The organism is Mycobacterium sp. ITM-2016-00316, from assembly GCF_002968335.2.
Lineage (GTDB): Bacteria > Actinomycetota > Actinomycetes > Mycobacteriales > Mycobacteriaceae > Mycobacterium.
The window spans coordinates 1,456,144-1,470,495 of the sequence record NZ_CP134398.1; the positions used below are offsets into that span (position 1 = coordinate 1,456,144).

Genomic DNA, 14,352 nt, shown 5'->3' on the forward strand with positions numbered 1-14,352 from the left:
ATGCTCGCATGTCCGCGCCGCACACCGATCTCACGCCGAACGCGCTCACCGCACCGGGTGTGCGCGGCACGGTTCGGGTGCTCGGTGGGGCAGGCACCGGCAAGAGCACGTTGCTCGTCGACACCGCGGTCGCCCACATCGCCGCCGGGGCGGACCCGGAAAGCGTTCTGCTGCTGACCGGTTCGGCCCGGCTCGGGGCGCAGGCCCGGGCCGCGATCACCGCCGCGCTGCTCACCGCGGGCGGGCGTGGCGTGGTGCGTGAGCCGCTGGTCCGTACCGTGCACTCCTATGCCTTCGCGGTGCTGCGCCTGGCCGCGCAGCGCAATGGTGATCCGCCGCCGCGGCTGATCACCAGTGCCGAGCAGCACGGCATCATCCGGGAACTGCTCGCCGGTGATCTGGAGGACGGCGCCGATGGCTGGCCGCTGTCGCTGCATCCCGCCCTGGGGACGGCCGGTTTCGCCACCGAGTTACGTGATCTGTTGGCGCGGTGCGCCGAACGTGGTGTGGACCCGGTCGCCCTGCAGCGCCTCGGCCGGCTGTCGGCGCGCCCGGAATGGGTGGCGGCGGGTCGGTTCGCTGCCATGTACGAGCAGGTGATGTTGCTGCGGTCGTCGGTCGGCATGGCCGCACCGCAGGCCACCGTGCCGGCGCTGGGTGCGGCCGAACTGGTCGGCGCCGCCCTGGACGCACTGGCCTTGGATCCCGCACTGTTGGCCGCCGAACGTGCCCGGGTCCGTGTGCTGCTGGTCGACGATGCGCAGCAGCTCGACCCGCAGGCGGCGCTGCTGGTGCGGGTGCTGGCCGCCGGATCCGATCTCACGGTGCTCGCCGGTGACCCCGATCAGGCCGTCTTCGGTTACCGCGGTGGTGATCCGGCACTGTTGCGCGCCGACACCCCGGCCGTGGTACTCACCGGATCGCACCGGTGCTCGACGGCGGTGGCCGCCGCGGTCACCGGGATCGCGCGTCGGCTGCCCGGAGCCGACGGCATGCGTGAGTTCACCGGGGCGCCCGGCCGACCGGGTTCGGTGACGGTGAAGATCGCGGGCTCTGTGCACGCAGAGTCCACACTCATCGCCGACGCGCTGCGCCGCGCCCATCTGATCGACGGTGTGCCGTGGTCGAGGATGGCGGTGATCGTCCGTTCGGTACCGCGGGTCGGCGCCGCGCTGGGCCGCACCCTGACCGCCTCCGGCGTACCCGTCGATCTGCCGGGCCCGGACGCCTGCCTGGCCCAGCAGCCCGCGGTGCGCGCGCTGCTGATCGTGGCCGACGCGACCGCGAACGGACTCACCGGTGCGGCCGCGATGGATCTGGTGACCGGACCCATCGGGCGGGTGGACCCGGTGTCCCTGCGGCAGCTGCGTCGCGCGTTGCGGCGCACGTTCGGCCATCAGCAGGAATTCTCCGAACTGCTGGCGAAATCGGTGCAGCGCGTCCCCGATGGCCTGCCCGCCGACCTGGCGCGCTGCCTGCAGCGGGTGCAGGCGGTGCTGCGCGCGGCCAAGCAGAGCCATCGCGGCGGCGAAGATCCCCGGAACACGTTGTGGCAAGCCTGGAATCGCAGCGGACTGCAGAAACGCCTGGTCACCCAGGCCGACCGTGGCGGGGCCGGGAGCGCGGCCGCCGAACGCGATCTCGCGTCGGTCACGGCACTGTTCGACATCGCCGACCAGTACGTCACCAACACCACCGGGGCGACGTTGGGCGGTCTGGTCGCCCATGTCGATGCGCTGGAATTGCCGACCACCGGCACCCGCCCCGAGCAGGCCGGCGCGGTGGCGATCTGCAGCCCGCACGCGGCGCTGGAACGGGACTGGGATTTCGTGGTCCTGGCCGGACTTCAGGAAGGGTTGTGGCCCAACACCGTTCCCCGCGGTGGGGTGCTCGGCACCCAGGGCCTGGTCGATGTGCTCGACGGCGTGACGGGTTCCGACGATGGCCCGACGGCCAGGGTGTCGACCCGGGCCCCGCTGCTGGCCGAGGAACGCCGGCTGCTGATCGCGGCGATGGGGCGTGCCCGCGACCGTCTGCTGGTGACCGCCGTCGACAGCGATACCGGCGATGCCGCGCTGCTGCCGTCGCCGTTCTGCGCCGAGCTTGCCGCCCTGGCCACCGAGGACACCGACACCGGCGACGAACGGGAGATCATCCCGGCGCCCCGGGTACTGACGCCCGCGGCGCTGGTCGGTCGGTTGCGGGCGGTGGTGTGTGCTCCCGAAGGCGACGTCGAATCCGACGCCAGAGCCTGCGCGGCACTGCAATTGGCGCGTCTCGCGGAGGCGGGTGTACCCGGCGCGGACCCGTCGCTGTGGCATGTGCGCACCGAACCGTCCACGGCCGAGCCGCTCTGGTCGGGCGATGATCACGTGAGCACGCTGTCTCCGTCCACGCTGCAGACGCTCGCGGACTGCCCGCTGCGCTGGCTGCTGGAACGCCACGGTGGCTCCGATCGGCGTGATGTCCGTTCCGCGGTGGGAACTCTGGTGCACGCGCTGGTGGCGGACTCCACCAAGACCGAGAGCCGGCTGCTCGCCGAATTGGAGAGTGTCTGGTCGGCAATGCCGTATGAATCCCAGTGGTACGCCGACAACGAACTGGCCCGCCACGCCGCGATGCTGTCGGCGTTCGCGCAGTGGCGCCAGTCCACCCGCGACCAATTCAGCGAGGTCGGCACCGAGGTCGCCGTCGACGGCATGGTGGCCCCCGGCGTGCGGGTGCGCGGGCGCATCGACCGCCTCGAGCGGGACAACGCCGACCGCCTGGTGATCGTGGACGTCAAGACCGGCAAGAGCCCGGCGACCAAGGATGACGCCCAGCGCCACGCCCAGTTGGCGATGTACCAGCTCGCCGTCGCCGAGGGCGTGCTGCCCGACGGCGACGAGCCCGGCGGCGGGCTGCTGATCTACCCGGCCAAGACCACCGCGAGCGGGGTGACCGAACGCACCCAGGACGCGCTGACCGCCGACACCGCCCAGCAGTGGCGCGATACCGTTACCGCGGCGGCCGCGGCGACCCAGGGCCCGCAGTTCGTCGCGCGTGCCAACGACGGGTGCGGGCACTGCCCGGTGCGTGCCATCTGCCCCGCCCAGAACCCGGAAGGCCGGCCGTGATCGCAGCTCAGCAGTACAGCCCCGCCGAGCTTTCCGACGCGCTGGGGCTGTTCGCGCCGACAGCAGAACAGGCCGCGGTGATCGCCGCGCCGCCGGGCCCGCTGGTCGTCATCGCCGGCGCCGGCGCGGGTAAGACCGAGACGATGGCCGCCCGGGTGGTCTGGCTGATCGCCAACGGATATGCCCGGCCCAGTGAGGTTCTGGGCCTCACCTTCACCCGCAAGGCCGCCGGTCAGCTGCTGCGCCGGGTCCGCACCCGGCTGGCGCGACTGGCCGGGACCGGCATCGGCCGCGACATCCGGGCCGATGACCCGCCCACCATCAGCACCTACCACGCCTTCGCCGGGGCGCTGCTGCGCGATCACGGGCTGCTGCTACCGGTCGAGCCGGACACCCGGCTGATCGGCGCAACCGAGTTGTGGCAGTTGGCCTTCCGGGTGGTCTGTGACCATCCGCGTGTCCTGGACACCGAGAAGTCACCGGCCGCGGTGACCGCCCTGGTGCTGCGGTTGGCCGGCGCGCTGTCCGAACACCTCGTGGACACCGCTGCGCTGCTGGACACCCACACCGAGCTGGAACGTCTCATCCACCACCTGCCCGCCGGCGGCAGCCGGGCCGACCGCGGGCCGGCGCAGTGGCTGCTCAAGTTGCTGGCCACCCAGAATGAACGCACCGAACTGGTGCCGCTGATCGACGAGCTGCACCGCCGCATGCGGGCGGAGAAGGTGATGGACTTCGGCGCTCAGATGTCGGCGGCCGCCCGGCTGGCGGTGGCCGCACCGCAGGTCGGTGCCGAGCTCCGGCAGCGCTACCGGGTGGTTCTGCTCGACGAATACCAGGACACCGGGCACGCCCAACGGATCGCCCTGTCCTCGCTGTTCGGTGGCGGAGTCGACGACGGCTTGGCGCTGACGGCGGTCGGTGACCCCGTCCAGTCCATCTACGGCTGGCGCGGCGCATCGGCGACCAACCTGCCGCGGTTCGCGACCGACTTCCCGCACGCCGACGGCAGCCCTGCGCCCACCCTGGAACTGCGCACCAGTTGGCGCAATCCGCCGGAGGCGCTGCACCTGGCGAATGCGGTGTCCGAGCAGGCTCGACGGCGGTCGGTGAGCGTCCGGGAACTGCTGCCCCGCCCGGATGCCGAGCCGGGCACCATCCGCGCGGCGCTGCTGACCGACGTTGTCGCCGAACGTAACTGGGTGGCCGATCAGGTGGCGGTCCGTTACCGGGCGACCCCGGCGCCGCCGACCGCGGCGGTTCTGGTGCGGCGCAACGCCGATGCGGCGCCGATGGCCGAGGCGCTGACCGCACGCGGCATTCCGGTCGAGGTGGTCGGCCTGGCCGGGTTGCTGGCGATCCCGGAGGTGGCCGATGTGGTGGCCATGCTGCGCCTGGTGGTCGACCCGACCGGCGGTGCGGCCGCGATGCGGGTGCTGACCGGGCCGCGTTGGCGGCTGGGGGCCCGCGATATCGCGGCGCTGTGGCAGCGCGCCGTCGACCTGGACGTGCCCGCCGGGCAGCTGGGCCCGATGGAGCGCATCGTGGCCGCGGCCGCACCCGATGCGGACACCGCCTGCCTGGCCGACGCCATCTGTGATCCCGGTCCGAGCGAGCTTTACTCGGTCGCCGGTTATGCGCGCATCGTCGCACTCGGCCGCGAACTCACCGGTCTGCGTGCCCATCTCACGCATCCGCTGCCCGATCTGGTCGCCGAGATACGCCGGGTGCTCGGCGTCGACGTGGAAGTCCGGGCGGCCCGCCCGGTGCCCGCGGGCTGGGGCGGCACCGAGCACCTGGACGCCTTCGCTGACGTGGTGGCCGACTTCGCCGCCCGCTCCGACGGCGCGCCGGCCGGGTTGCTGGCCTTCCTGGATGTCGCCGCCGACGTCGAGAACGGTCTGGCGCCGGCAGAGGTGACGGTGTCGGCCGACCGGGTGCAGATCCTCACCGTGCACGCCGCCAAGGGCCTGGAATGGCAGGTGGTGGCGGTTCCGCACCTGAGCGCGCGGGTGTTCCCATCCACTGCGATGGCCCGCACCTGGCTCAGCGATGCCGGGGACCTGCCGCCGCTGCTGCGTGGGGATCGGGCGAGCGTCTCCGAACACGGCGTCCCGGTGCTGGACACCTCGGATGTCAACGACCGCAAGACGTTGTCCGACAAGATCGCCGATCACAAGGACATGCTGGCCCAGCGTCGCGGCGACGAGGAACGGCGGTTGCTGTACGTGGCGCTGACCCGCTCGGAGGACACCCTGCTGCTGTCGGGGCACCACTGGGGGCCCACCGAGGCCACACCCCGCGGACCCTCGGAGTTCCTGCTGGAACTCAAGGCCATCATCGATGCCTCGGCGGCGGCCGGGCAGCCATGCGGGGTCATCGACGAATGGGCGCCCGACCCGCCCGACGGCGAACCGAACCCGTTGCGCGGCAGCATCGTCGAAGCGGTGTGGCCGGTGCCCGCAGCCGCCGGTCGCCACGCCGATATCGAGCGCGGCGCCGCACTGGTTGCGCAGGCCGCCGAGGGAACCGTCGGGGCAGCGCTCGACCCCGAGGACTGGGCCGCCGATGTCGACGCGCTGCTCGCCGAGCGGGAGCGGGCCGCCGAGCAGGCCCCGGTCGAGTTGCCCGGACAGCTGTCGGTGAGCACCCTGGTCGACCTGGGTAAGGATCCCGCGGCCGCCCGGCAGCGGTTACGCCGCCGGCTGCCGGCCCGGCCGGACCCACATGCCTTGCTGGGCACCGCATTCCACGATTGGGTGCAGCGCTATTTTCATGCGGAGCGGTTGTTCGACCTGGATGATCTGCCCGGCGCGGTGGACGGTGAGGCCGGGCGGGCGCACGCCGAGGAACTGGCGGAACTGCAGGCCGCGTTCGCGTCCTCGCCCTGGGCATCACGCACCCCGATCGACGTCGAGGTGCCCTTCGACATGATCCTCGACGGTCCGCGCGCCACCGTGGTGCGCGGCCGCATCGATGCCGTCTTCGCCGAGGCCGACGGCGGCTCGGTGGTGGTCGACTGGAAAACCGGTGAGCCGCCGAGCACTCCGGAGACCCAGCGCCACGCCGCGATACAGCTAGCCGTGTACCGGCTGGCGTGGGCCGGCCTGCAGGGCTGCCCGGCGGAATCGGTGCGGGCCGCGTTCCACTACGTGCGCAGCGGGGTGACCGTCATGCCGGACACGCTGCCCGGCGCCGAGGAACTGGCCGGGTTGCTGGAGGACGCTCAGGAGTTGCGATAGATCTTGTAGGCCTGGGTGATCATCGGGATCTGCAGCGGCAGCCGGGCGACCGCGCCGATGCGCATCCAGACGGGCTTGGCCGGCTCTTGGGACCAGAGTCGCACCATGTTGACGTTGGCGGGGAACACCCCGAGAAACAGCGCGATCGACGCCAGCGCGCCGACCTTGCGGGTTTTCGGGGCGATCAGCAGTGCGCCGGCGGCGACCTCGGCGACCCCGGAGGCGTGGGTGTAGAAGCGGGCGCTGCCGGGCAGCTCGGTGGGCACGATGGTGTCGAACGGCTTGGGGGCCACGAAATGCAGGACGCCCATGCCGACGAGCCACCCGCCCATCCGGACGGCACGGGTGGCGGTTGCTTGCTTCTGATCTCCGGATGTGGGGCGTGTCATGGTTACATTGTGGCGTGCCCACCCCGTCGCGATCGGTGAAACGTGGCCAAAGGTAGATTGCGCCGGCGGCTGGCTGCGGTCAACGAGAACCTGACGTCGCGCCATGACGCCGACCTCGTGGACGTTCTCACCATCCCGGAGAAGTTCGTCAGCCCGTGGCGGCGCATCTTCACCCGGGTGTTGTTGGCCCTGGGTGCGCTGTTCGCGACCGTGCTCATCGTCTATCTCGACCGGCACGGCTACCGCGATATCGACTCCGCGCCGAACCCGGACGATCCGCTGTCGTTCCTGGACTGCCTGTACTACGCCACGGTGTCGCTGTCGACCACTGGCTACGGTGACATCACCCCGGTGACGCCATCGGCCCGGCTGGTCAACGTTCTGGTCATCACGCCGCTGCGGGTGGCATTCCTGATCGTGCTGATCGGAACCACGGTCGAGACCCTCACCAATCAGTCACGTCAGGCGTTGAAGATCCAGCGATGGAGGAAAAGCGTGCGTAACCACACCGTCGTCGTCGGATACGGAACCAAGGGCCGCACCGCCGTCGCGGCGATGATCGGCGACGATGTCGCGCTCGCCGATATCGTCGTGGTCGAGAACAACCCGACCGCACTCGAGCGCGCCAAGAACGCCGGCCTGGTCACCGTGCGGGGCAGTGCCACCGATTCGGAGATCCTGCGGCTGGCCTCGGCGCAGCACGCCAAGTCGATCATCGTCGCCTGCAACAGTGATGACACCGCCGTGCTGGTGACCCTGACCGCCCGCGAGCTCAACCCGCGGGCCAACATCATCGCCGCCGTCCGGGAGGCCGAAAACCAGCATCTGCTCAAGCAGTCCGGCGCGAACACCACCGTCGTCACCTCCGAGACCGCGGGCCGCCTGCTGGGCATCGCCACCCAGACCCCCAGCGTCGTCGAGATGATGGAAGACCTACTGACGCCCGACGAGGGTTTCGCCATCGCCGAGCGCCAAGTCGAGCCCAAAGAGGTCGGCGGCTCACCGCGCCATCTCACCGACATCGTGCTCGGCGTCGTCCGCAACGGCGACCTGCTTCGGGTGGACGACGAACAGGTCGATGCTCTGGAGCTGACCGACCGGCTGCTCTACATCCGCTCCAAGGAAGACCGGTAACCCACCTTGAGTTTCACACTCCGGAACATTCCTCTGTTGTCCCGGGTCGGGGCCGACCGCGCCGACACGCTGCGCACCGATATCGACGCCGCGATCGCCGGCTGGGCCGACGCCCTGGTGCTGCGGGTGGACCGGCGCAACCAGGTGCTGATCGCCGGCGGCAGCGTCGTGCTCGGCAAGGCCGCCGGTCTCGGCGACGCGCCGCCCGAGCAGGCGGTGTTCCTGGGCCGCCTCGACGACGGCAGACACGTCTGGGCGATCCGCGGCGCGCTGGAGGCGCCCGAGGACCCGACCGTCGAATCCGAGGTGCTCGACCTGCGCCGTGCCGGCGCGATCTTCGACGACGCCAGCGCGCAGCTGGTGTCCACCGCGACCGCCCTGCTCAACTGGCATGACAACGCCCGCTACAGCCCGGTCGACGGGTCGCCGACCAAGTCGGTCAAGGCGGGCTGGTCGCGGCTCAACCCCGACAACGGCCACGAGGAGTTCCCGCGCATCGATCCCGCGGTGATCTGCCTGGTGCACGACGGCCACGACCGCGCGGTGCTGGCCCGCCAGGCCGTCTGGCCGGAGCGGCTGTTCTCGATCCTGGCCGGGTTCGTGGAGGCGGGGGAGTCCTTCGAAGCCTGTGTGGTCCGCGAGATCGCCGAGGAGGTCGGCCTCGACGTCACCGACGTGCAGTACCTGGGCAGTCAGCCGTGGCCGTTCCCGCGCTCGCTGATGGTGGGTTTCCACGCACTCGGCGATCCCGAACAGCCGTTCGCGTTCAATGACGGCGAGATTGTCGAGGCGCAGTGGTTCACCCGTGCCGAGATCCGCGAGGCGCTCGAAAGCGGGGACTGGAGCAGCGATTCGTCCTCGCGGCTGTTGCTGCCGGGGTCCATCTCGATCGCCCGCGAGATCATCGAGTCCTGGGCGACGCTGGACTGAACCGCGCGACCCGCGCCGCTATTGGCCGGAGCGCAATATCAGGGCGGTACCTTGCCCGCCCCCGCCGCACAGCGCCGCGGCACCGATGCCGCCTCCACGGCGGGCCAACTCGAGAGCCAGGTGCAGGGTGATGCGGGTACCCGACATGCCCAGGGGATGTCCGATGGCGATCGCACCACCGTTGACGTTCACCCTGGCCGGGTCGACTCCCAGTGCTGCCACCGAGGCGATGCCCACGGCGGCAAATGCTTCGTTGATTTCGATCAGATCCAGCGAGCTGGGCTCCAGGCCGTCACGCGCGCAGGCCGCAGCTATGGCGTTTGCCGGCTGTAGTTGCAAGGTGGAATCGGGTCCCGCGACGATGCCAGGTGCGCCAATCTCGGCGATCCAGCGCAGACCGAGATCCTCGGCCTTGCGCCGGTTCATCACTACGACGGCGGCCGCACCGTCGTTGATCGGGGAGGCGTTGCCGGCCGTGATGGTGCCGTCAGGCCGAAATGCCGGGCGTAGCCTGGCCAGCGACTCGCTGGTGGTGTCCGCCCTGACACTTTCGTCCCGACGGAACAACGACGGTTCGCCACGTCGTTGCGGCAGCGACACCGGCACGACTTCGTCATCGAAGATGCCGTCCCGCCACGCCGCGGCAGCGCGTTGATGGGAGCGGGCCGCGAACTCATCTTGCTCGACGCGGGCGAGGTCGTTGGCATCCTCGGTCAGTGCGCCCATGGCCTCGTCGGTAAAGACGTCCCGCAGCCCGTCGTATGAGAGATGATCGATGATCGCGACGTCGCCGTACTTGTAGCCGGCCCGTGATCTCGGCAGCAGATGTGGCGACTGGGTCATCGACTCCTGCCCACCGGCCACCACGGCGTCGGCGGCGCCTGAGCGAATCATCTGGTCAGCGAGGATGATTGCGTCGATTCCCGACAGACAGACCTTGTTGACGGTCAGGGCGGGCACTGTCATGGGGATGCCACCGGCGACCGCGGCCTGGCGCGCTGGGATCTGCCCGGCGCCGGCGGTGAGCACCTGACCCATGATCACGTGCTGGACCTGTTCGCCTCGGATGCCTGCTTTGGCGAGCGCGGCCGCGATGGCGATCCCGCCGAGTTCGGCGGCACTCACATCGGCCAATGAGCCCATGAGCCGACCGATGGGGGTGCGTGCGCCGGACACGAGAACCGACGTCCTGGCCGTCACGAGAGGTCCAACGGGGCGTCGGTCGCCGCAACCAGATCGGCGAAGTCGACACCCGGCGCCAGCTCACGGACCAGCAGCGTTCCTTGGGCGGTGATATCCAGGACGGCCAGATTGGTGATGATGCGGTCGACGACTCGGGCCCCGGTCAGCGGCAGCGTGCAGGAACTGACGATCTTTGGTTGCCCGGATCGGTCGGTGTGTTCCATCAGCACGATTACCCGGTCGGCGCCGTGTACGAGGTCCATGGCCCCGCCCATGCCCTTGACCATCCTGCCCGGAACCATCCAGTTCGCGAGATCACCCCACCGGGAAACCTGCATGGCACCCAGCACAGCGGTGTCGATGTGACCACCGCGGATCATGCCGAACGAGGTCGCAGAGTCGAAGAATGCCGCACCGGGATTGACGGTGACCGTCTCCTTGCCCGCGTTGATCAGATCAGCGTCCACTGCGTCTTCGATCGGGTACGGGCCGGTGCCGAGGATCCCGTTCTCGGAATGCAAGGTGACTCGGACGCAGGGGTCCAGATGATCGGGAATCAGAGTGGGCAGGCCGATGCCGAGGTTCACATATTCGCCGTCGACCATTTCGGCGGCGGCACGGGCGGCCATCTGGTCGCGGGACCAGCCGGACAGGGTCGTGGTCATCGGGCCATCGCCTTGCCGGTGCGCACGGTGCGCTTCTCGATCCGTTTGTCCTGGAGTCCGGTGTGCACGACCCGTTGGACGAATACACCCGGCAGATGAACTGAGCCGGGGTCGATCTCACCCGCGTCGACGAGGGTTTCCACCTGGGCGATGGTGATCTTGCCCGCCATCGCGGCCAGCGGATTGAAGTTCATCGCCGTCTTCTCGAACACGAGATTGCCGGCGGTGTCGCCGAGGTGAGCGTGGACCAGTGCGAAGTCGGCGCGGATGGACTCCTCCAGCACATAGCGTCGGTCCCCGAAGACCCGGGTCTCCTTAGGCGGCGAGGCGATGAGCACCGATCCGTCGGGGGCATATCGCCACGGAATTCCACCGTCGGACAACGGTGTTGACACACCGGCCGGTGTGTAGAACGCCGGAATACCGGCCCCTCCCGCGCGCAGCCGTTCGGCGAGGGTGCCCTGCGGCGTCAACTCGACCTCCAGTTCACCGGACAGATACTGACGGGCGAACTCCTTGTTCTCGCCGACATAGGAGGCGGTGACGCGCCGGATGCGGCCCAGTGACAGCAGTACGCCGAGGCCGTGGTCGTCGACGCCGCAGTTGTTGGAGAACACCTCCAGATTGGTGGCCGTCGCGTCGGCGATGGCTTGGATGAGTGCGTCCGGGATGCCGCAGAGGCCGAATCCGCCGACCGCTATCCGGGCGCCGTCGCCGATATCGACGACGGCTTCCGCGGCGGTGGAGTACACCTTTGAAGCCATGTGATCACCATTTTCCGTTCATTGATCAAACTGTGCAAAGTTCTGCAGAAGATTCTCTATCTCCATGTAAGAGTGCGAAAGTAATCCCCTTCGATTGTTTCAAGCTGCTCGCATGGTGATCGCGACGGTTCATTGCGTCCACTCAATGAACACCTATCCTGGAGAGCGTGAGTGAGACCGCGAACGTCCTCGGCGTCATTGCCCGTACCGGCGCGCTGTTGCGGGCGGTGGGTGCGAGCGAGCCGGACGGTGCATCTACCACCGATGTGGCCAGAGTCGCCGGGCTGGCGCGGCCTACCGCGCACCGGCTACTGACGGCGCTGGGTGAGGAGGGCCTTGTCGATCGTGACCGCAAGACCGGACGGTGGACGCTGGGCCCGGAGCTGTATCTGTTGGGGGCGAGCGCGGCCAACCGCTACGACATCGTGGAGCAGGCCCGCGACATCGTTGCGGAACTGGCGCGGGAATCGGGGGAGAGCGCGTTCTTGTCGGCTCGGCGAGGCGACGAGACGGTTTGCGTGTATGCCCAGGAAGGCAGTTTTCCGCTGCGGTCACACGTCTTGCAGACCGGCATCCGTTTCCCACTCGGTGTCGCGTCGGCGGGCCTGGCCATCATCAGTCACCTCCCCGAACGAGAAGCCGATGAGTTCTTTGCCCGTACTTCGCCCGAAATAAATTGGGGATCTGCGCATTCCGAACCGATGATTCGAGAACGGATGAGGTCGACCCAGGCCACCGGCTATGCGGTCAATCCCGCGCTGTTGGTCGAAGGCAGCTGGGGTATCGGCGCGGCGGTCTTCGACCGATACGGTCAACCCGCGTGGGCGTTGAGCCTGACCGGGGTCGAAACCAGGTTTCGGCCTGACCGATGCCCCATCCTGGGCGACATGCTGTTGGCGCAGGCGCACCGTCTGTCGCTACGCCTGCGCCGCTAGTATCCCGGCCCGCCCAGCGCCGAAACTGTATTCCAGACGGCGTGCACTCGAACTTTGCCTTCCTGGTTGCAGTTTCGGCGATGTAGGTGGCGGACTCAGCTTGAGGCAGTGAGGAGAACCTTCAGTGCGCCCGTCTCGGCGGCGTTGCCGAAATCCTGGTAGGCGCCTTCGAAATCGTCGAAGTGGTAGCGGTGGGTGATCATCGACGATGTGTCGAGCCGCTCGGCCGCGACGAGGTCGATCAGGGTGGGGGTCGAACACGTGTCGACCAGACCGGTGGTGATGGTGAGGTTCTTGATCGAGATGTCTTCCAGGTGAAGCGTGGCCGGTCCGCCGTGCACGCCGATATTGGCGACGTGCCCGCCGGGGCGCGCCAACCGCACCGCGAGTTCGAAGGTCGAGGCCAGCCCGACGGCCTCCATGGTCACGTCCGCGCCTGCGCCGCCGGTCAATTCGGCGACCAACGCCTCCGGGTCCTCGCGGCCGGGATTGATGACGACGTCTGCGCCGAACTTGCGAGCGGCGTCGAGTCGAGTGTCGGCGAGATCGATGGCCACGATGCGACTGGGACTGAACAGTCGTGACGCCATGATCGCGGCCAGGCCGATCGGCCCGGCACCCACAACGGCCACCGTGTCGCCGGGGCGGGTCCGGCCGTTCAGTGCCCCGACCTCGTATCCGGTCGGAAGCAGATCTGCCAACGCGATCATCTTCTCATCGCTCACGCCGGGGGGAACGATGTGTGTCGAGTTGTCCGCGAACGGAACTCGAACGTATTCGGCCTGGGTTCCGTCGACCCGGTGCCCGAGGATCCAGCCGCCACCGCCGGTGCATTGGCCATAGCTTGTGCGCCGGCAGTAGCGGCAACTGCCGCAGGCGCTGACGCAGGACACCAGCACGCGGTCACCGACAGACAGCCGTCGCACACCCGAACCGGTCGCGATGACCGTCCCCACGGCCTCGTGCCCCAGCACGCGGCCCTTGTCGGCGGTGGGGACGTGGCCGCGCAGAATATGCAGGTCTGTCCCGCAGATGGTGGCCGCGTCCACCCGCACGACAGCGTCGGTCGGGTCGACGATCGCGGCGTCCGGCACATCCTCCCAGCCCGCCTTCCCGTTCCCGTGGTACACCATCGCCTTCATGTCTGGGCTCCTTTGTTGATCGTGATTCTCGGTATCAGTTGAGTTTTGCGAGTTGATCGAGGACGCGTTCCGGTGATGCCGACGCCGGGATCGAGGTGACGAGCACATCGGCGTCGGGGACGGTCGCGTCGGCGGCCCCAGTCCAGAATTCCGCACCGATCAGGCCGATGCTGGGATGTCCGTCCGCGGTGTCGATTCCGTCGTCATTCCACATCGCCGGTGTCCAGTCGAAGTGCGATGACACATTGGTCACGGCCGTATAGTCCGCCAATGTTTCTGCGAGCGGGGTGTTTCGAGCGTCCAGCAGGATCAGCGCGACCGGTAGCGAACCGAGCTGTCCCAGCCACTCGGCAATGTACATCGATGCGCTGTCGGCGCGGTCGGCGTCCACCTCGGCGAGGGGGTTGCCCGCGATCTCGTGGGCGGTCGACAGCCAGGATGCGGGCGATGGAATATGCAGGAGCAACTGGCGCCGTGCCGTTTTCGCCACCGTCTCCAGCATCTCCTGGCTTGCGGCGAGCACATCGGCATCGGTCAACAGGGTGCGCAGCGGATAGCCGACGCGGGTGCGCGCACCCATCGCCGTGACGAGGTCCGTGCGGGCATCGGTGTGCGCGACGAACAGTCGCCTGATGTCCACCCATAGCGCATCAGGATCGAGCAACGCCCTGACCCGATCGAAATGTGCTGTCGCAAGGGTGGTGTCGGTCCACGGAATTGGTGAACCCTGGCGGATCACCGCGGTCGAGTAATCGGCATCGTCGATCAACAGCGCTCGGCCACGCCCGCTCGGGGTGGCGACTGCCAGCGATTTCGCGCTCATGGAACTGCCTTTCGGGGTTGGTGGCGGTCC

The 14,352-nt window shown here is 69.0% G+C and carries 11 protein-coding genes; 5 read left to right on the top strand and 6 right to left on the bottom strand.

Annotation, left to right across the window (positions count from 1 at the left end; genetic code table 11):
- The first annotated feature begins 8 nt into the window (after positions 1–8).
- Positions 9–3,116 carry an ATP-dependent DNA helicase gene (locus C6A86_RS07040; RefSeq protein ID WP_105365742.1) on the top strand — a complete coding sequence of 1,036 codons (3,108 nt, stop codon included), beginning with the start codon at positions 9–11 and terminating at the stop codon, positions 3,114–3,116.
- Complete coding sequence (locus C6A86_RS07045) at positions 3,056–6,358, top strand: ATP-dependent helicase (protein ID WP_396834875.1); 3,303 nt, start codon at positions 3,056–3,058, stop codon at positions 6,356–6,358. Before C6A86_RS07040 ends, C6A86_RS07045 begins: the two co-directional genes overlap by 61 nt.
- On the opposite strand, the gene C6A86_RS07050 is transcribed toward C6A86_RS07045, so the two are convergent.
- Positions 6,343–6,747 carry a hypothetical protein gene (locus C6A86_RS07050; protein ID WP_105365743.1) on the bottom strand — a complete coding sequence of 135 codons (405 nt, stop codon included), beginning with the start codon at positions 6,745–6,747 and terminating at the stop codon, positions 6,343–6,345. The two genes, C6A86_RS07045 and C6A86_RS07050, sit on opposite strands and share 16 nt — an antisense overlap.
- 42 nt (positions 6,748–6,789) lie before the next feature.
- On the opposite strand from C6A86_RS07050, the gene C6A86_RS07055 reads away from it, so the two are divergent.
- Together C6A86_RS07055 and nudC are read left to right on the top strand one after the other, a co-directional pair.
- A complete protein-coding gene (locus C6A86_RS07055; RefSeq protein WP_105365744.1) occupies positions 6,790–7,881 on the top strand; it encodes a TrkA family potassium uptake protein in 1,092 nt (363 codons plus the stop codon).
- Between the two features lie 6 nt (positions 7,882–7,887).
- Positions 7,888–8,811 (top strand): NAD(+) diphosphatase, encoded by a 924-nt coding sequence (nudC, locus tag C6A86_RS07060; protein ID WP_105365745.1) that lies wholly within the window; start codon positions 7,888–7,890, stop codon positions 8,809–8,811.
- An 18-nt stretch (positions 8,812–8,829) separates the two neighbouring features.
- Here the strand turns inward: nudC and C6A86_RS07065 are convergent, their stop codons facing one another.
- From C6A86_RS07065 to C6A86_RS07075, 3 genes are read right to left on the bottom strand one after another with little or no spacing between them, the layout of a single operon-like run.
- Positions 8,830–9,954: an acetyl-CoA C-acyltransferase gene (locus C6A86_RS07065; RefSeq protein WP_233213216.1), complete on the bottom strand. Its 1,125-nt coding sequence runs from the start codon at positions 9,952–9,954 to the stop codon at positions 8,830–8,832.
- A gap of 53 nt (positions 9,955–10,007) precedes the next feature.
- Positions 10,008–10,658 (bottom strand): 3-oxoacid CoA-transferase subunit B, encoded by a 651-nt coding sequence (locus C6A86_RS07070; RefSeq protein ID WP_105365747.1) that lies wholly within the window; start codon positions 10,656–10,658, stop codon positions 10,008–10,010.
- Positions 10,655–11,422, bottom strand: coding sequence for a CoA transferase subunit A (locus tag C6A86_RS07075; protein ID WP_199196389.1), 768 nt, complete (start codon positions 11,420–11,422; stop codon positions 10,655–10,657). Before C6A86_RS07075 ends, C6A86_RS07070 begins: the two co-directional genes overlap by 4 nt.
- 167 nt (positions 11,423–11,589) lie before the next feature.
- Here C6A86_RS07075 and C6A86_RS07080 point away from each other — a divergent pair, with 167 nt between their 5' ends.
- Positions 11,590–12,357 carry an IclR family transcriptional regulator gene (locus tag C6A86_RS07080; protein WP_105365748.1) on the top strand — a complete coding sequence of 256 codons (768 nt, stop codon included), beginning with the start codon at positions 11,590–11,592 and terminating at the stop codon, positions 12,355–12,357.
- 95 nt (positions 12,358–12,452) lie between these two features.
- Here the strand turns inward: C6A86_RS07080 and C6A86_RS07085 are convergent, their stop codons facing one another.
- Together C6A86_RS07085 and C6A86_RS07090 are read right to left on the bottom strand one after the other, a co-directional pair.
- Complete coding sequence (locus C6A86_RS07085) at positions 12,453–13,499, bottom strand: alcohol dehydrogenase catalytic domain-containing protein (protein ID WP_105365749.1); 1,047 nt, start codon at positions 13,497–13,499, stop codon at positions 12,453–12,455.
- A 34-nt stretch (positions 13,500–13,533) separates the two neighbouring features.
- Complete coding sequence (locus tag C6A86_RS07090; RefSeq protein WP_105365750.1) at positions 13,534–14,322, bottom strand: hypothetical protein; 789 nt, start codon at positions 14,320–14,322, stop codon at positions 13,534–13,536.
- Positions 14,323–14,352 lie beyond the last annotated feature (30 nt).

Coding starts and splice junctions, on each gene's coding strand:
- C6A86_RS07040 (WP_105365742.1), top strand. CDS start 9: ATGTCCGCGCCGCACACCGATCTCACGCCGAACGCGCTCACCGCACCG.
- C6A86_RS07050 (WP_105365743.1), bottom strand. CDS start 6,747: ATGACACGCCCCACATCCGGAGATCAGAAGCAAGCAACCGCCACCCGT.
- C6A86_RS07065 (WP_233213216.1), bottom strand. CDS start 9,954: ATGGGCTCATTGGCCGATGTGAGTGCCGCCGAACTCGGCGGGATCGCC.
- C6A86_RS07070 (WP_105365747.1), bottom strand. CDS start 10,658: ATGACCACGACCCTGTCCGGCTGGTCCCGCGACCAGATGGCCGCCCGT.
- C6A86_RS07075 (WP_199196389.1), bottom strand. CDS start 11,422: ATGGCTTCAAAGGTGTACTCCACCGCCGCGGAAGCCGTCGTCGATATC.
- C6A86_RS07085 (WP_105365749.1), bottom strand. CDS start 13,499: ATGAAGGCGATGGTGTACCACGGGAACGGGAAGGCGGGCTGGGAGGAT.
- C6A86_RS07090 (WP_105365750.1), bottom strand. CDS start 14,322: ATGAGCGCGAAATCGCTGGCAGTCGCCACCCCGAGCGGGCGTGGCCGA.